This is a genomic window from Rhizobium sp. 'Codium 1' (assembly GCF_020889605.1).
In the GTDB taxonomy this organism is placed as follows: domain Bacteria; phylum Pseudomonadota; class Alphaproteobacteria; order Rhizobiales; family Rhizobiaceae; genus Allorhizobium; species Allorhizobium algae.
The window spans coordinates 72241-89892 of sequence record NZ_JAJGPW010000010.1 but is presented as its reverse complement, the minus strand read 5'-3'; the positions used below and the strand labels follow the sequence as shown (position 1 = coordinate 89892).

Annotated in this window: 16 protein-coding genes; 7 read left to right on the top strand and 9 right to left on the bottom strand. The window is 60.4% G+C overall.

Annotated features, from left to right (window positions below; genetic code table 11):
- The 4 genes from LJE98_RS19680 to LJE98_RS19665 all read right to left on the bottom strand — a co-directional run.
- Positions 1-1349: recombinase family protein (locus LJE98_RS19680; RefSeq protein WP_229576964.1), on the bottom strand; the 1349-nt coding region annotated here is incomplete at its 3' end.
- Positions 1350-1461: 112 nt separating this feature from the next.
- Entirely contained in the window at positions 1462-2010 is a 549-nt protein-coding gene (locus LJE98_RS19675) for a hypothetical protein (protein WP_229576963.1), read from the bottom strand.
- Between the two features lie 536 nt (positions 2011-2546).
- Positions 2547-2882 carry a hypothetical protein gene (locus LJE98_RS19670; RefSeq protein ID WP_229576962.1) on the bottom strand — a complete coding sequence of 112 codons (336 nt, stop codon included), beginning with the start codon at positions 2880-2882 and terminating at the stop codon, positions 2547-2549.
- A 335-nt stretch (positions 2883-3217) separates the two neighbouring features.
- Positions 3218-4042: a hypothetical protein gene (locus LJE98_RS19665; RefSeq protein WP_229576961.1), complete on the bottom strand. Its 825-nt coding sequence runs from the start codon at positions 4040-4042 to the stop codon at positions 3218-3220.
- A 728-nt stretch (positions 4043-4770) separates the two neighbouring features.
- Between LJE98_RS19665 and LJE98_RS19660 the strand changes: the two genes are divergently transcribed.
- The 5 genes from LJE98_RS19660 (at position 4771) to LJE98_RS19640 (ending at position 10532) form a co-directional block, all read left to right on the top strand.
- Positions 4771-5826, top strand: coding sequence for a hypothetical protein (locus LJE98_RS19660; protein WP_229576960.1), 1056 nt, complete (start codon positions 4771-4773; stop codon positions 5824-5826).
- Between the two features lie 334 nt (positions 5827-6160).
- Entirely contained in the window at positions 6161-7276 is a 1116-nt protein-coding gene (locus LJE98_RS19655) for a hypothetical protein (protein ID WP_229576959.1), read from the top strand.
- 151 nt (positions 7277-7427) lie between these two features.
- Entirely contained in the window at positions 7428-7892 is a 465-nt protein-coding gene (locus tag LJE98_RS19650; RefSeq protein WP_229576958.1) for a hypothetical protein, read from the top strand.
- Entirely contained in the window at positions 7885-9789 is a 1905-nt protein-coding gene (locus LJE98_RS19645) for an AAA family ATPase (protein WP_229576957.1), read from the top strand. The genes LJE98_RS19650 and LJE98_RS19645 overlap by 8 nt, the downstream gene beginning before the upstream one ends.
- A complete protein-coding gene (locus tag LJE98_RS19640) occupies positions 9786-10532 on the top strand; it encodes an ATP-dependent Zn protease (protein ID WP_229576956.1) in 747 nt (248 codons plus the stop codon). The genes LJE98_RS19645 and LJE98_RS19640 overlap by 4 nt, the downstream gene beginning before the upstream one ends.
- Before the next feature lie 535 nt (positions 10533-11067).
- Here the strand turns inward: LJE98_RS19640 and ric are convergent.
- From ric to ubiT, 4 genes are all read right to left on the bottom strand, one after another.
- A complete protein-coding gene (gene ric / locus LJE98_RS19635; protein WP_229576955.1) occupies positions 11068-11730 on the bottom strand; it encodes an iron-sulfur cluster repair di-iron protein in 663 nt (220 codons plus the stop codon).
- Between the two features lie 111 nt (positions 11731-11841).
- Positions 11842-12765: a ubiquinone anaerobic biosynthesis protein UbiV gene (gene ubiV, locus LJE98_RS19630; RefSeq protein WP_229576954.1), complete on the bottom strand. Its 924-nt coding sequence runs from the start codon at positions 12763-12765 to the stop codon at positions 11842-11844.
- Positions 12762-13739 carry a ubiquinone anaerobic biosynthesis protein UbiU gene (gene ubiU, locus LJE98_RS19625; protein WP_229576953.1) on the bottom strand — a complete coding sequence of 326 codons (978 nt, stop codon included), beginning with the start codon at positions 13737-13739 and terminating at the stop codon, positions 12762-12764. Before ubiU ends, ubiV begins: the two co-directional genes overlap by 4 nt.
- Positions 13730-14242: a ubiquinone anaerobic biosynthesis accessory factor UbiT gene (ubiT, locus tag LJE98_RS19620; protein WP_229576952.1), complete on the bottom strand. Its 513-nt coding sequence runs from the start codon at positions 14240-14242 to the stop codon at positions 13730-13732. The genes ubiU and ubiT overlap by 10 nt, the downstream gene beginning before the upstream one ends.
- A 155-nt stretch (positions 14243-14397) precedes the next feature.
- Between ubiT and LJE98_RS19615 the strand changes: the two genes are divergently transcribed.
- Complete coding sequence (locus tag LJE98_RS19615) at positions 14398-15873, top strand: UbiD family decarboxylase (RefSeq protein WP_324255870.1); 1476 nt, start codon at positions 14398-14400, stop codon at positions 15871-15873.
- Positions 15870-16439 (top strand): UbiX family flavin prenyltransferase, encoded by a 570-nt coding sequence (locus tag LJE98_RS19610; protein WP_229576950.1) that lies wholly within the window; start codon positions 15870-15872, stop codon positions 16437-16439. The genes LJE98_RS19615 and LJE98_RS19610 overlap by 4 nt, the downstream gene beginning before the upstream one ends.
- Positions 16440-16460: 21 nt before the next feature.
- On the opposite strand, the gene LJE98_RS19605 is transcribed toward LJE98_RS19610, so the two are convergent.
- A complete protein-coding gene (locus tag LJE98_RS19605) occupies positions 16461-17651 on the bottom strand; it encodes an NnrS family protein (protein WP_229576949.1) in 1191 nt (396 codons plus the stop codon).
- Position 17652: the final 1 nt, after the last annotated feature.

Below are 17652 nucleotides of genomic sequence, written 5' to 3'. Positions count from 1 at the left end.
AGCTCAAGTTCGTCGAGCTGGTCGTCGAGAATGGCAAGCCGCGGCCGGCCTTCGGCATGCCGGTCCTGGATCTGCTGCATCAGGCTCGTCTGCGTCGCCTTAATCTTCGCGAGTTCAGCCTCCAACTGCGCCTTGCGGGAGGGCGCACTCTTCAGTTTGCTTACCTCGTGGGCGATCATCTTCTTCGAAATCCGGTCGAAGATCTCGATCGAGTAAAACGCGACCGGAAGGCAGTTCAAGACTCGCTCTTCGAGTTCATGGCGGGTGATCGTTTTACTATTGGCGCAGCATTCCCCGTCAAGCTCATCGATTGGCAGGCGCTTCTTGCGGTTGGTACAGCTATAGCGATCCTTTCCGCTGATCGCGTAAGGTCCGCCGCACTCGGCACATTGGAGCATTCGGCTTAGGAGATATTCCGGACGGTGCGTCGCGTTGAGACGGTTTGTCGAGTGCCGGTCAAACTCTTCCCGGCTTTCGGCCTGGCGTTGCTTTGCCCGTTCCCACATCTCATCCGAAATAATGCGAAGCTTTGGCTCGTCCCTGAACTCCCATTCGTCTCTGTCGTTGGCACGAGAGGTTCGCCGCTCTGTCGTCGGGTCCTTGCGGAACTTCTGTTTGTTCCAGACGACTTTCCCCACATAGAGGGAGTTGTTGAGGATGCCGGTCCCGTCAGTGACGCTGCCCCGGATGGTGGTGTCGCGCCAGTATTTGGTGCGTGCACCCGGGATCCCCAGGTCGTTCAGCTTCTGTGCAATGGCGGCCGGTGAGACGCCATCGACATAGTCCTTGAAGATCCCACGCTCGATCTCGGCCTTGACCGGATCGATCTCCCTCAACCCCTTGAGGCGATCGCCATTGGCATCGCGCTGCTGAGAAAGCTTATAGCCGTAGGAAAGGCATGTGGTTGCCTTTCCCTTGCGAACGGCCGTCTTCATGCCCTCTCGGGTGCGTGTCCGGCCCTGCTCGACGAGTTCATGGCTCATCGTGGAGCGCATGTGCAGTTCCATATCTGTGACCGCCCGGCCGGCCTCGACAGTCCAGATGGCGCAGTCGTGATAGTTCAGATCCTTCAGGATCTTCGACGTGTGCTCCACATCGCGCGACAGGCGGTCGACGTTGACGCAGAGTACCACATCAATGTGTTCGCGCTTCACATGCGCGAGGAGCTGCTGGATGCCGGGGCGGGAGGTGAACGAGGTTCCGCTGATTGCGGAGTCGAAGTAAGTCGCGACCAGCTTCCAGTCCCTGTCGGCGACAAACTTTTTGCCGAGTTCCGTCTGGGTCTCGATCGAGACCTCATTCTGGCGGTCCGTGGAGTAGCGGGCGTAGAACAAAACCTTCTTGGTCATTTGGTGCTCATACATAAACAGATTGCGCGTGAGAGACATGCTTAGCCTGGCCGGGACGACTTGGGAGCCCCGGCCAGAGCCAGGTCGTCATGACCTGGCGCTTCGCGTGTGCTTACGGTTGGGGGGCCGGCTTCGTCAGGTGGTGCGCCGTCGAGTAGACCTGACGCTGGACAGCGGATACGAATTCCAGCAACAGCACACGGGCCGCTTCACGATCGATCTCGGCCAGGCGCTTGTTCATCGACAACAGGTCGCCAATGCGCATGCATCCGACGGTGTGGGCAAGGGTCAAGGCCTCTACCGAGCGCTCACCGATACGGCGCTCGCAGATCTCGAACTGAACATACGTTCCTGGGCCGCCAAGCTCCTTGCGCCGTGGCGGCTTGGGCGATGCCGTGAAACCTTGATCGGTCACGGTCACCCAGATCGCCTTCCGGAACACGTGGTAACCGTCCCGCACAACGCCGGGTGTTTGCTCGATCAACTCAAGCAAACGGTCTACCGCCGCCTCGTTTTGCCGGTGGTAGTCCTCGATCCGCCGGTTGTCATCCTCGGAATAGATGAACCTGAACGTCCCGCTCGGTGATTGGGGTGCATGCAGCATAGTGGCTCCTTTCGTGCACAGATCTTCGCCGTCGTATTCGACGGTAATCTGCGCCAAGAGCCTTCTCGGGCATGCGGCCGGTGCAGACCCCGAACTCGGGCGTGGTCTGGCACTCTGGGTCTCCTGACGGCGGCATAACGGCGCCAGTGACATGGCCGTAATCGAACATGGGCGCCTCCTTTCCGTTCCTTGGACTGGCCTGGGTTGAACACTGCTACCAGCCAGAGAACACAGGAGTTGCGATCACGCAAGTACCTGTAATTGTTGGCTAGATGGATGCAGCTTGAGCAAAATCCGGTCGATTCTCAAAATGGGACAGCGCCTTTGCCTGAGAAGTTTGAGCACTTTACCGGCAGCTCATAGTTGTTAACGGCTTGGCAACCGTTGACTTAGATAGGGCAGTGTTGCGTGCGCGCAACAATACGACGGTCGCCCGGGATAGGCCGAAACCCTCCAGAAATCCGATTCAGAATCAAACGCCGTTTTATGAAGTAACGGGGGGAATGTGTCAGATCTTGCAAACGGGGTTTGTGAAAGACGATGCGCGATAGCGCATCCAAGAGGTACCGAATAAGGGCAGGCGAGAAACCTAATCAATCCTCAAGTTCGGCACCGTCTGCCTCGTCCAGGTGAACCTTCCGACGAAAAGGCCACTCGCCCGTGCGGTATTTGGCGGCAAGCTCATCGAATACGGCATCCGATGCTCGCTCATCGAAGCCTTGGCGAACCAGAAGAGCAACCACGCGATCCTGCAGCTCATCGAGTTCGGCCTCCGCCCGACGTTCCGCCATCGCAGAAATGATCATGAAGAGAGCCGTGCGGGCGACATCGTCGCGATTGGGGCGCCTTGCCTTCCTGTCGGCATCGCGCAGTCGCTGCTGACGCTCTCGCTGTTCGCGATTGCGGATCTCCTCCGATTTGCGTGTCATCCCGTCCCCTCAAACCAACAGGTGGCCTGCATGCCAGACCGGCATGAGCGCAGCAACCGCGTTCGCGGCTGAATCGAAAATCCCGGTTGATGAATCGGAAATCCTCAACTCTGAATCAGGAATGCGCAACTTGAGACAAGTTGTGGGCACTGTGCGGCAGGTCGAGATGACTTAATTCCTGCAAACGGCGTTTGTGGAAACGCCATTCTACTATCCTGAATCGGATGTCCAGAGTTCGGAATCGCTGCTGCGCAATTTGTCTCGATGTGAGATGGCGGCAGGATGATTTGCCTGCACTTTGAGACAGCTCGAGCGCTCTTGCGCCACCGGCAGGATCAAGGCTGCTGCGGCGACCCCAGAAGCTGCTGCATCATCGCGCGCACTTTGACAACGTCAGGCTTAGAGCTCTCACTGATATCATAGAGCTCCCCTAGACCATCAAGAAGCTCGTTCCACGGAGACGCTTGAGGCGGCCATGCTGGAAAGATGTGGCTTGGGCTTGAGGCGAGCGGATGCGGCAGCAGGATCAGGTTGCCGATCATCGTCTCCAGGTGTTCGCCGCCGATACGCAATTGGCTCCGGATGGCCTCGGATTCTTCGTGGTTAAAGCCCACCTCTTCGAGGCGGTTGATCAACTGAATGATGCGGCTGACCATCTCTCGGAAGATGCGAAACCCGCTGCGTGTCTTCATCGCTGCCAGCTCCTCCATGCTCGCCATATCGAACCGTAGCAGGGCATGATGAGGCGCTTGATAGACACTTTGTTCACTGGAGGGGTCCATCAGGATCTGCAGGTTGACCAGAGAAATCCCGGGGTAGGTTTGGAGCGCTTGAACCCCGCGGTCGACGTCCTGCTCTTCACCCACTGCGAGAGCGGCGACCACGTCGGCAGATACGCCCATGCGCTCAAGGCTCGTGCGGTGGGGACCAAGCACTGAACCGGCGTACAAAGCCCGCTCTATAACGGCCCCCTCGATACCGGTTCGTTCTGCGATGGACGACAGCACCTTTGATGTTGGTATCTCGTCAAAGACTTCCGAAAGCGCAATCCCGATGTCGATGAGCGCCAGCGGAGCGGTTTGGTCAATCGCCTCGATGGTTCTGAGCGCGGATTCCAGGGTCTCGGCCCGGTCGGCTGCAACATGGCTTGTTTTACTCATCGGAACTCCTGAACCCTGCGCGAAACGACTACATCAGTCGCCACGGCTATCGGCGAGAGTTTAAGCGGTGATGAATGACGAGAGCGACCGGTGGCCAATGCTGTTCGTGTCCACAGATCGATCACCTTGCCAAGTCCGATTGAACCGGTCGGCGAGGCAAGGCGCGCCGTAACGCCCGGATCAATGCAAACGGCGTTTGTGGAAACGCCGTTCCGGTGTTCTGAATCGGATGTCCAAAGTTCGGAATCAGATGAGCGCAATTTGTCTCGATGCATGGGCACTTTGAGAAAACGCGTGATGCCTTGTGAGGCTCAAGTGAGCCATTTTAGCCGTCTCCGTAGCCCTTGGCGGCTAAACCTTCGGTGATTGCAAAATACTTCGAACAGCCTCTGCGTGGAAAAAGTGCTTTTTGCGTCCCAATGGGAGGTGGCCGTCGAGCGAGCATGGGGCATGCCTGGCCGCGAAAATGCACGTTGGTCTGCTTGTTGACGGATGTAATAAAGTCGGAGTTGTAATTAAGATTGTTTGATCAATCGATTAGTATATTTAATGCCAAATTTATTAATAAGTATTTATTGCGGTTTGTAAATTGGTTTGTGGTGGAATTACATGGTTTTTGCTTGGTGTGATTCTAGGTGCGATTTGCATCGATTGATAATCGTGACGATAATAGCTTCATCCGATGCCTTTGCGTGTCGGATGATTGTAGCTAGTAACCGGAGTGTCAGATGACCACCAAGACCAAGCCCAAGGCCCCCGCCACCCCCTCCCTCACATATGAAAAGCTGAAGATCGATCCAGCGCTTCAGGGCCTTCTCGAGAACAAGGCCGAGCGCATCTTCGAGCTCGGTCGCCGCTCGACGGAGCAGACCTTCCTGATCGGCGACATTCTCAATGAAGTCGCTGACGTACTGGAGGGCCCGACGTTCGCGAAATGGGTGCATAGCCGTTGCGGGATCGCTGCGCGCACGGCGACCGGCTTCATTGCCGTCTCGCGGAACCTTGAGGCGTTCCGCGACGAGATGATCGATCTCAACGTGAGCTCGACCGTCTTGTTCACGATCGCTCATGCGGAGCCGGACAAAATCCGCCAGGTGCTGAAGCTTGCCGAGGAGCACGGTCAGGTCCGGGTCTCGGATGCCAGGGCCATCCTGTCTGATGGCCAGGAGAAACCCCGCGTCAATCCTTATGACATCGGCGGCGTGAGCGGACTTCAGGCGCTGATTGCTCTCAAATCCCGCGAAGGGCAGAAGATCTTCCTTGCCCGGCTTCAGACAATCGTCGGGGTCATGGATGCAGCTTTGAAAGCCAAGCGGCTCTATAAAGAGAAGCTGCAGGAAGCGCTTATGCTGTCGGCAGGTACCGCTCGAAACGAGCTTCGCAATCTGACGCACTTCGTCGGTTCGTCTGAGGCGAGGAGCGAGCACCAGAGCCTTGTGATGTTCCCCAATGGCAGCCAATGGGCGCGGGTCGAGGCCGTGCTGACGCGACTGTCCGACAAAGAGCGGTGGCCGAAGATGGTCGACCTGCGCAAGTGGCTCGAGGGCGAAGCCGTGCCCGTCCTGTCCTGGGCGATCTCGAAGGATCGGAAAGCAAAGCTGACCGGCCCCGACGTTAAGGACGCTGTCGACGGCAATGACGATGTCGCAGGCCGCCAGTTGCTCGAAGCGGTTCCGTCGATCGACACGTCCGAGATGGTTGAAGTCGAGATCGAATTTGAGGGCGAGGCCGAGGTTGAAGACGAAAACCTCGACGAGGTGGCCTCGCCTGTGATGTCGATGTGACCGGCGTTTAGATCGGGAAGGCGGCAACATTGCCTTCTCCCAAACCTTCCCTGGGGCCGCTTGTCGGCCCTTTTTTTGTTTGGTTGCCTGAGAGGCAGGAAGCGAACTTGGCCGCCGGCATTCGGCGACGGGCAGGGGCGTCCTGCGGAGTTCGTGAGCCCGCCGTTAACCTTGTACCGGCTTCGTTCTCTTTTTGACTGCCAAGGTCCTTGAGCCCGATCCCCGGTCCTGCCAGGTTGGGGAAGTTCCGGATGGCCGGAACAAGCGGCCCAAGCCGATGCTGGACACATCGACAAGGGCCTGACCGTCAACCTTGGTTAGAAGGAATCGGGCTATGAGCACGAATACCGCTTCTGTTCCCTATGGGGAAGTTCTCAACTCACTCGTCAACGCCAGCGCATCGGCCATGTCAGGCTCCCGCCCGCGCCCGTTCGGCTTCGGCCGAAACGCCATTGCCGCGCCGATCCGCGAGCCCGCCGCGCTGCGTCGGCATCCACACCTCGTCCGCTTTGAGGATGTTGAAGCCGATCTCGATGTGCTCATCGATCGCGCCATCACCGCCATCATGGACGGCGAACCGGCTGAAGACAAGATCTTGGGGCACTACGTTCACATCGCCTCGCTGGTGCGTGCGGTGTCGTTCCGGGAAGGCAAGCTTCTTGAATACGCGTTCGAACGGGTGGCGAGAGCGAACCCGAACGTGCTGGTGCTGATGCAGTCCCTCAAACTGCCGCTGGTCAAGGCCGCGCTTGAAGCAGTGTCCGGCAATAACTGGTCGAGCCTCGACGGCATCAAGCTCGATTGCGAGTCCCCGGCAAAGGGCAGCTACACGCCGGACTTGATTGTGGTGAACCGCGCGCGACACACGGCATACATCCTCGACCTCAAGCGATCGCTCGCGTCCTATGGCGACACAAGCCGGCTCGAGGAGTTGAAGACCAAGATGATGGCCGCGGCGATGGTCTTGCCCGACTGGCTTTACAAGACGCAAAAGCGATTGATGGTGGATACAGTCGAAGTCGCAATCGTCGATGGGGCCAGCCGACCAAGCGATCACGCTACCGGCATCTGGGCTCTCTCCGAAATCGATGACCTCCTGGAAATCGATGGTGCCGCTGCGTGCATGGCCGAACTGCGCCGTCGCTTCGGTGCCCGGGTGCAGCAGCTTCTTGAGGTCGAAGCGCGCAAGGCTATTGGGGTGGATGAGCGGATCGTCGAAGTCGTAGGCGACACTGAAGCCGCGCTGATCACGCCCAAGCCACCACGGATCAATCTCAACGGACCGAGCCGAACGTTCGAGGAAGAGATGGCGGCCCAGTCGTTTGACGAGGATCCGCTTCGCGGCCCATGGGACGAAGAGCGCTTCGAGCGGGTCGATACCATAGATGACGACGAGCCGCGCCCGGTCTTCTTCCGCATCGGCTATGCCAGACGCCCTGGGGCGCTCTGACCCGATCCACTCGATGATCTGAACGCTGCAGCCAGACGCTTACCGTCGGGTTGTGGGCGTTGGCCTCGACGGCTTCGCGCCTGTGACTTGCCACACCATTCCCATTCCCTGATTGCGCTGGACCCCGATGCGGTTCGGCCAAGGAGTTCCCATGTCTTCCGAAACCCAGCCGGAGGGGCTGCCGCGCATGCGTTGCGAAGCGGTCACCCCGAATACACGACCGACGACTCTCGATTGCCACCGCTCCCACGACGCCTTGCTCCGCACCCGGAGCACTCCCGTCAATCAATTGTCCGCCGATGATCCTGCCGTCGCGATCGGCCTCGCACTTGGCCACGTTCGAACCCAAGACGGACTGGCTGGCACCGTGCCGCCTCGCGTGATGGCCCACCTGCTAATCCATATCGAGCGGGGCGATCCAGCCTGCGAAGTGGTTATGGATTGGCTCGCCAAGCGCAGCCGCAACGCTGAAATGCAGGGCCAGCGTCGCCGGGTTCACGAGCGTCCCAGGCAGGAACCGGGCACCCTCAGGAAACGCGCGTTGCGGGCGCTGACACCAGCCGAGTCCGACTTGGCAATTATTGCCGAAACTGAGGAGGGCAAAACTGATGAGTAAGATCGCCCGTTTGTTTGTTCACCGCCTTGAACAGCTTGCCCGGCGCGAAGCGAGGCGCAATGCGCTGCGCAACGGTTTGCTCGACGTCAAGGCCATCGAGATCGGCGGTCACGTGGTCCGGCGCTACATGCCCGTGTTTGACACCTCATACCTCACCGGCGATCGCGAGAAGGATCTCGCCTGGGTGCGGCGGCACTTTGGCGACTGTCTGCAGCCAACGGCTGGATTGTTCGAAGGTACCTCCGTGCCCGCGGGTCTGCGGTCGGTATCTCGGCGGAAGTCCGGTTCCAAAAGTGAGCGTCTGTCCGACGCTGATCATGCAAACCGCGCCTATGCCCTCAGCCTCATTGGCCAAGCGGGCAAAGGACCCCTCGTCAGCAACATCATCGCGGCGATCGTCCTTGCCCGGACGATTGAGAGAGCCCGTGTGACCCTGGCTGCCGTGACACGCGCGGCGGCGATGCCGGCTCCGGTGATCGCACTGCATGCGCCAATCATCGGCTTCGAACCCGCAATCCGACGGCTGATCGAAGTCCCGGGCTTTGTACCCGGTGGCGATCTTAAAGGTCTCGATGGTGAGTATGTTTATGACGACGTGACCATCGCCGGCGATGAAGGCCCAGGGAGAACCTACGTTCTACTGCTTGGACATCTCCTGCGTCGCGTGGCCGGAGGCAATTTGCAGCGTCGCCTCCTCAACGCGCTGCGGCGTGATTATCCCGTTGTTGCTATCTGCGAAGATGCGAAAGGTGTTCCGGACGACATCAGTATCGCCGCGGATATCAATCTGGTCGGCGGGAGGCTCGATTACCCCTTCCTCGCCCTTATGCTCGAAGCTGTCTACGGACCGGGCGGCAGGTTGCCGCTCGATCGGTGGACCAATGCCTACGATGTACACTACCTCACCATCGATGACGTCGTGCTCGCGTTCAGACCGGGGCGCAGCGCTGCTGAAGTCGTTGCAATTCTTGCGTCGCTCACTGAGCGCAATCGCATCGCCGCGCGCGATGGGGAAAGTCATGACGATGAGGGCGACGGCTCTTCAAGTGGGTCCAAGGCGTCGAAGCAAAAGCCAGGCAAGGCGAACCACGACACGTCCGCCTCGGGGCAAGACGGTAGTAGCGGAGGATGGCGACGCGACAAGCCGTCTGGTGCCGAGGTGATCCAGCCGGAGCCTTGGAGCGAAGACGGCAGCCCACCGAGCCTCGCGGTCGAGACGCTCCCTGGATACGGCAAGGCGAAGACCTGGGCGCTCGATCTGAAGGCGGATCTCGATGACTACCGCGCCTCGATCTTGCCTTGGTCTGACATGAGCACCAAGCTGCTGCTCTCCGGACCGCCCGGGACCGGCAAGACGACATTTGCGCGGGCGCTCTGCAACAGCCTCCAGGTGCCTCTCGTCGTTAGTTCGGTATCGACCTGGTTGCAGGGTGCCCATCTGAGCGACGTGCTCAATCGTATGACCCGGACGTTTGCAGAGGCGCGTGCCGTGGCTCCCGCGATCCTCTTCATCGACGAGATTGACGGCATTGGAAAACGCCAGCCGGCGGAAAGGGACTACTCCGACTATTGGAATGGCGTGGTCAACAAGGCGCTCGAACTGCTGGATGGAGCGGTGAAGGGCGAAGGCCTCATCGTCGTCGGCGCCACCAACCGACCGGAGCAGATCGACGAGGCCTTGAAACGTTCCGGGCGACTGGAAACCCACATCGAGATCCCTAGGCCTGATACCGCCACGCTGGTCGAAATCTTCCGGCATCATCTTGGCGAAGATCTGAACGTTCTGGTCGCCGAGGGGCAGGTGCCAACCAAGGAGGAACCTGAGATCGCCAAGCCGTCCCCGGATGCGGAGGACAGCCTAAGTCAACAAGCAGCGCTGAATGGAGGGAGCCAATGACGGATCAACCCATGACTAATACGGGTTCAATCGATAGCGACGTTCAATCGGTCCTGAAGCGTCTGGGGACCCGTGCCATGGGGCTTACGGGTGCTGATGTCGAGCGCATTGTACGCGAGGCCCGGCAGGTCGCCCGCCGGCAGAAGCGGTCTATCCGATATAAGGATCTGGAAGACGGCATCCGCATGAACAGACCAGAGCTTCCGCATGATCTACGCTGGCGCTTCGCGGTCCACGAGGCGGGCCATGCGATCGTCCATCATGCCCTGAAGCTTGGTCCGATCCAGGGGATCACAATCGATATGCCCGATGGCGGGTACAGTCTTCTAGCTTTCCAGAGGTCCGGCAGTGATACGCTGAGCTATCGCGAGGACCTGCTGGCGATGCTGCTGGCCGGGCGGGCGGCAGAGCAAATTGTCTTCTGTTCGGTCTCAGTTGGTTCGGCCGGATCAGACGACAGTGATCTCGCGCGTGCGACCGGGCTTGCCCTGGCCCTTGAGCGCAGTCTCGGCTTTGGGGCGGTGCAGCCGCTGCTCTACCGTGACGACAAGGATCCGACGCCAGTCCTCGATGCGCATTCGGATCTGGCCGCTCGGGTGCATGCGCGCTTGGAGAAGGCGTTGGCAAAGGCGCTGGATCTGCTCACCGGAAGCCGGGATAAGCTTGATCGGTTGACGGCGGTGCTGTTCGAACAGCAGGTGCTTGATGGGGATGTGGTGCTCGAAATCCTCAATGAGGGGTGAGGCAATGACGGGCGGGAAAGCAGTTTGGCGCCCTCATATTGGCCTGTGGCATATTCTGGCGTTTGCCCGGAACCTGCCGGTCCGCTCGCCCTGTTCGGAAAGCGCCAACAGGAGAACATGAACTATTTCGCGGTTGGCGGCTGGAATGGGCCGGGAGCGGACTGGCAGCTTCTGTTCCATAAGGCGCATAAAGCGGCACCTTGTTCGCGCCTCTTACCAATCTCAAACCCGGTCATTCGTCACTGCACATTTACGCGCAAACTCCAGGCGCAATTGAGCGGATGGCATGGAGGGGCCGATCATCGCCTTTCGCCTGTGTATCGAGGATCAAGTAACAGCAGCCGGTCCATGAGATAGGCGGCCGTCTCGGGTCCGGCGCAGCCACTGATCACGCATTCATGCATGTCGCAGACGGTGTCACAGACTCGCTCACGCCGCGATCTAAAGACGACCGCAGGAACAAACCTGTCGCGGTCTATACTTTGGTTCGGCGTCTGGCTCCTCAGCATGATCCCTCATCCTCAATAGATTTGTTTTAGAGGGTCCCGCCAGTAAAGCGTGGAAACAGGACTTCATTTTCCAGGTGCATGTGCTGGACGAGGTCGTCCGCGAATTTCTTCGTGCCTGTGTAGAGCGCGCGCCAAGAATTGCAGGCGCCTTCTGGCAGATGAAATCCGCCGGTCACGTGCTCGAGTGCCGCCAGATGCTGTGCCTTAACGTCATGTTCTTGGCGCATCTGTTCGATGGGTCTCGTCAGCACCTGATGGTCGCTGCGTTCCATGAGCGGGAAGAGAAAAATCTCCTCGCGATGCATGTGGTCGTCGAGTTCTCCCTGGATGCGCTCGAGGAGATCCGCCAGTCCGATCGGTGCATCGGGATGATTGCCATGCACGCGCTCAACCTTGGCTGCGAGCGGGATCAGCGAGATGAGTTCCGCCCGGTGGGTGTCGTGGTAGCGTGTCCTGATGTGATTGATCAGATCGACCGTTCCGTCCGGTGCTTCCGTCGAGGCGGCGTTGACGAGGCCGAGCAATTCAGCAACCAGGGCTTCCGGTGAAAGTCCTGCAGCTTCGGCCGCAGCCGCGATGCTGTCAGAACCACCACAGCAGAAGCTGATGCCGTGTCGGCGGAACAGTGCGGCTGCACCGGGGAGGGATGTGGCGATCTTTCCGACCGTCTGGCTTGCGTTGAGTTCCATCGAATTCACCTGCGCTTCAATGCGTTTTCAGTTTGGGGAGAACATGGTCGGGATGGCCGATCGGGTCGTTGCGCTGTCGCAAACAACATGCCGCCAGCGCGTTGCGCGATGTCAGAGGGCTTGGGGAGTGTTTCTGGCCCGCGACACCCAGGCCGCTCCCTCTCGCGCGTGATGAAAGCCGTTTGAAAACCTAGCTGTGGGATAGGAATGCCCGATCAACGCGGCGGCCTCCTCGGGCTCCATGCCGCCGGACAAGGTCTTCTGGAAAATGGAGGCAATACGCGCCATGTCGCAATCCTGCGGCGAGAGACGGAAGGCGTTGACCCCGGCCTCCTGCAACTCGTGCAGTTCGCTGAGCAGGAGTTGGCACGTATGCGACATGGTCTGCACGCCATTGAGCACAAGGAATGACTGGCGGTCGAGGGTGTTGATTGGCAGGCCATCCGGCTCTTCGCCGCAGACGAACTGGCAATTGTCCTTGATCCTGCCCTTGGAGCGGGCATGGGCGCAGCGGGCCGATATGGCGAGCGGCATGCGGCCGAACACCATGACTTCGAGAGCCACATCAGGCGCATCGGCGGCGATCCTGGCAATCGAACTGAAGGGAAGTTCGGGCGGAAGACAGATGCGTTCCGCCCCGCGTTGTGCCAGGAGGCGCGCTGTGGGGCCGTTATAGACATTGACCAAGGGGCCGACGAGGTGCCGACGACCGTTGATCAGGCCGACGGCGGAGAGATCGTTGACCTCGATGGGGTGGTCGGCTGTCTCGATCAGCTCTTTCAGGCTACGGCTTTCGCGCTCCAGCGTGACGAGTGCCAGCGACGAGAAGGCGACGGTTTTCCCCGCCCGTTCCAGGCGTTCCACCACATCTGCCAGATGCGGCTCAGTGAAATGCTGCCGTTTGGAGCACACGGTCTCGCCGAGAATCACGCGATCCACCGGTGCTTCGTCCGCGATCTGGAAATAGAAATCGCGCCATTTCGGGCCATCCCAGAGATAGTAGACGGGTCCCAATGTCAGTTTGCTCATGCTCATCTCCAGCGCTTCTCATAGGCGCCGACCGTGGTCTTCTGTCCTTCGCTCAGGGCTCTGAGACGGGCCAGCAAGGGGCCGCGCCCTGTGGGATCGGTTGCGAGCGCCTGGCGCAGCGTCGAGACGACCTCGGCGACATAGGCCTTGCCGCGCTGGCGCCCCTCGATTTTCAAGGCGGATACGCCGGCATTCTTCAAGGCTTCGATTTCGCCCATGACGTCGAGTGACACAGGGTCCTCGAAGGCGTAGCCACGCGCATCGCCAATGTCGAAGCGCCCCTTGCACAGTGTCGGATAGCCGGCGGCCTCGCCTTGGCTGAACCGGTTGATCGTGTAGTCGCCGAGTTCCGATACCATGTCCGATCCCTCCTGCCGGTATCGCACATGGCTGGCCGGCGAGCAGACGCCATTCATGTTGGGCGATTTGCCGGTGGCGTAGGAGGAGAGCGAGCAGCGTCCCTCGGCCATGACGCAGAGCCCGCCGAAGACGAAGACTTCAATCTCGCATTTGACCTTGCGCCCGATACGGGCGATGTCGGCGATCGTCAGCGTCCTCGGCAAGACGACCCGTTTTGCGTCGAAGGCCTCGACGAGAAAGTTGATCGCTTCGGGATTGGAAGCAGACGCCTGGACCGAGACATGCAGGCGCTGCTCGGGATAGTGATCTCTGACATGCGCCATGAGGCCGAAATCGGCCAGGATCAGCGCATCGGCACCGAGCTTCGCCGCGTCGGCTGCTGCGCGATACCAGATCTCTTCGTCACCGGCCCGCATGAACGTATTGAGGGCAACGAAGGTCATGCAGCCCTTCTTGCGGGCATAGGCAATCGCATCGCGCAATTCGTCCCGGCTGAAATTGAGGCCGGGGAAATTGCGGGCATTGGTCTCATCGCGGAAACCACAATAGACTGCGTCGGCGCCCGCATCGACGGCTTCCCGAAAGGCGGCTGGTGTTCCGGCCGGGCAGATCAGTTCCATGACGGCGTCTCCTTCAGCGACTGGCTGCGGATTTTCTCGGCCAGCCTGTGAACGATGGGCGCCGCCGGTCCCCCGATCCGGGCGAGATCACGCGGCAGGTCGATATCGCAGTCGTCGAGCGCGTTTCTCATGGCGAGCATGGCCTCCATGTCCCCGATTACCTTCAGGTCGCGGGAAAAGAACAGGGCATCGGCATCGCAGCGACCCTCGAGGAGCGCCAAAAGCATGACCAGAGGGGCCTCCACGCCGGCGTCCGCCGTGAAGGCATCGCCCTTGCGCACCACCTTGAGGCGCTGAAGATCCGGTTCGATCAGGAAAACGAGGGGGAGGTCCGTCGGGACAAAGGAAAAGCGGCTGCTCTTGTATGTGCCAAGACGCTCGAACATGTCGCCATGGGCCGAGAGCAGGAGCTTGAAGAGGCGGCCCGCCACGAGTTCAATCGGCACGAGTGGCACGAGCGGAACGGCCTTCAGCGGGAGAGCCAGAATGGATGAAATCTGCATTGCGCCAATTCGGATGTTTGAACCGGCGCAAGCCTAGGGGAGCGCCCGGCGATCCAGATTGCTCCAGCGCAAAGACGCAGCCGAATTCGCGGTCCATAGCGGTCGGCATGACACAGAACGCACCGCCTCGTCGCTACGACGGCCTTCAAGCTTTCATGAGTGAATTGGAAAAACGGGGGCGGCTCGTCCGTGTTTCGCAGCCAGTCAGCCTCGTCCATGAGATCACCGAAATCCACAAACGGGTCCTGGCAGAGGGTGGCCCTGCCTTGCTCTTCGAACGTCCCGTCCGGCCGGACGGCTCGACGTCGGATGTTCCCCTTCTCGCCAATCTGTTCGGCACGCGCGAGCGCATCGAACTTGGCTACGGCATTGGCGGTGGCAAGATCGGCGATCTCGCGGAATTGCTGGCCGAATTGCGCGAGCCAAGACCGCCGGCTTCGCTTCGGGATGCCCTGAAGAAGCTGCCTGTGCTTCGGTCGGCCATGGCCCTGGGGTGCCGCCGGGTGTCACACGCCAGATGCCAGGATGTCGTGTTCGAAGGCGAAGCCGTCGATCTTGGTCGGCTGCCAATCCAGTGGTGCTGGCCCGGCGAACCTGCGCCGCTGATCACCTGGGGGCTGGTCGTCACCGCTTCACCTCATGATCCAAAGGATGTCAACGTCGGCGTCTACCGGCTGCAAGCGCTGGATCGAAAGCGTCTGATCACGCGCTGGCTTGCCCATCGCGGCGCTGCCAAGCATTTCCGACAGTGGCAGGCGGTGGGCCAGGATATGCCGATCGCGGTGGTCATCGGTGCTGATCCGCAAACGATCCTCGCAGCCGTCATGCCCTTGCCGGAGACCATGAGCGAGCTTTCATTCGCCGGCGTCTTGGGTGGAAAGCGCAGCCGTGTCGTTCGGGCGCTCACCCAGCCGCTCGATGTTCCAGCCAGCGCGGAAATCGTGCTCGAAGGGACGGTCTCCCTGGATGAGACCGCGCCCGAGGGGCCATACGGCGATCACACGGGTTACTATAACTCCGTCGACACGTTTCCCATCATGACCCTGAGCGCGATGACGATGCGCCAGAATCCGGTTTACCTCTCGACCTTTACGGGCCGTCCCCCGGACGAACCCTCGGTGCTCGGGGAGGCGATGAATGCCTTGTTCCTTCCACTCGTGAAGCGTCAGTTTCCGGAGATCGTCGATCTCTGGCTGCCGCCTGAAGCCTGTTCCTACCGGGCGATCGTCGTCTCGATCCACAAGCGTTATCCGGGGCAGGCGCGGCGGATCATGCTCGGGCTTTGGTCGATGCTGCCACAGTTCAGCTACACAAAGCTGATCATCGTGGTCGATCCCGACGTTGACGTCAGAAACTGGAGCGATGTCATGTGGGCTGTTTCCACCCGGTTCGATGCCTCTCGCGACATGGTGGTGGTCAGCGACACACCCATCGACTATCTCGATTTTGCCTCTCCCAAACCAGGGCTCGGCGGAAAGCTCGGGCTCGATGCCACAAACAAGCTTCCACCCGAAACCGACCGGGAATGGGGCAGAATTCTTCAGATGACGCCGGAAATCTCGGCGCGCGTCGATGCCATGTGGGGCGAGCTCGGACTTGGTCCAGGTCAGACGGCGGCAGGCCACCCATGAGCAGGCGTGTCATCCTCGGCATTTCAGGTGCATCCGGTGCTGCGATCGGACTTCAAGTCGGCCGGATTCTGGCCGCGATGGAGGACGTAGAACTGCATCTCGTAGTCACCAATGCAGCGCGCCGGACGATCGCCCACGAGGCAGGCAACGAGGCGCTGGGGCGCCTCATCGGCCTCGCCGATCACTTCCATGCCGATACCGATATCGGCGCGTCCATCGCCAGCGGATCCTTTCGCACGGCCGGGATGATTGTCGCGCCCTGTTCGATGCGTTCTCTTGCGGCGATCGCGGCCGGGATCACCGACAATCTCCTCACCCGCGCCGCCGATGTGCAACTCAAGGAACGGCGCAGGCTGGTTCTGCTCGCCCGGGAGACACCACTTCATCTCGGACACCTGCGCAACATGGTGGCGGTGACCGAGATGGGGGGCGTGGTGATGCCGCCGGTCCCCTCCTTTTACCGCAATCCGGCGACCGTGGAGGATCTGGTCGCCCACATCGCGGCGCGCGCAGTGGACCTCCTCGGTTTGTCGGATACACCCTTGATCCCCGAGTGGAGGGGGTGAGGGCGCGCCCGCGCCCTCCTGCTATCCCTTCCGCAAGATCAGCGGCATGTAGAAGACCACGTAGCCCAGGAAGGCGACGATCCAGGCGAATGCTGCAATGGGCAGCAAGAGCATGGTGTGTTGAGGCAATAGCGCGACCAGTATCCTGAGCGCTGCCGCGAGAATAATCGGCGCATAGATCAGCCAGGTCGTGGTGCGGGGTGACGTCAGCGCCTGGCCCGTATGCCCTCGGGTTGCACGCGTCATCACCGCCAGCGTGACGACCCCGATGCCACCGGTCGTCCAGGCATGGATGCCGGCTGAGGCAAAGCCTGAAACTTGCAGGAGCATGGAAAGGCCTGTGAGCAGGAAACCCAAGGGGATGAACAGATAACCGACATGGAGGATCGTTACCAAGGGCTCGCGCAGCGTGCGCTCGGGACACCATCTGGCCTGTCTCGTGAGGTGCGCGATTCCGGCGAGGATCATCAGCAGCCCAGTGGGTGCGCGGAGGTCTTCCGAACCGGCGGCAACAGCGACCCACATTGCAAGCGACAGGCCAGCAAGGATCATGACGGCAAGATCGAAAGGGGCGAAATTCTGAGGCAGCCGTCCCGGATTGTTCGCCTTCAGCCAGTTGCCGGTGAAGGCTGGAATGATGCGTCCTGTGACAAGGGATACCAGGATGAGGATTGCCGACAGGGCCATCCGGTCGGACATCTCGATCCGCCCGTAGCGCTCGATTTCGCGATGGAAGAGGATCTGGGCTGCGCTGAGAACGACGAGCACCGCGACGATCTTGTAGTTCCGGCGGTTCGATGCCGCGACCAGTTCCTTCAGAACGAAGATGGCGAGCACCGGCAGAAAGGCGAGCGTGACGAGCGTTGCACCAAGCAGGCCCGTCCATTCCGAGAAACCGATTGCCAGGCGCCCTGCGATCCAGAGAAGAAACAGCGCCAACAGGGGCAGTCCCTTCAATCCCGGCCTGCCGGTCCAGTTCGGCACGGCGGTCAGAAGAAAGCCGGCAATCACGGCCGGGACGAAGCCGAAGAGAAGCTCATGCTGGTGCCAGGCAACTGGGGGCAAGAGGGTCGGGACATGCATGAAGCCGAGGAACCAGGGGACCCAGATAGCAATCGACAGGGCGGCGACAAGCGCACTGCCCGGGAAGAACAGGCGGAAGCCTCCAGACAAAAGATGCTGCGGGATGGCGGGGCCGGGAATTTTAGTCATG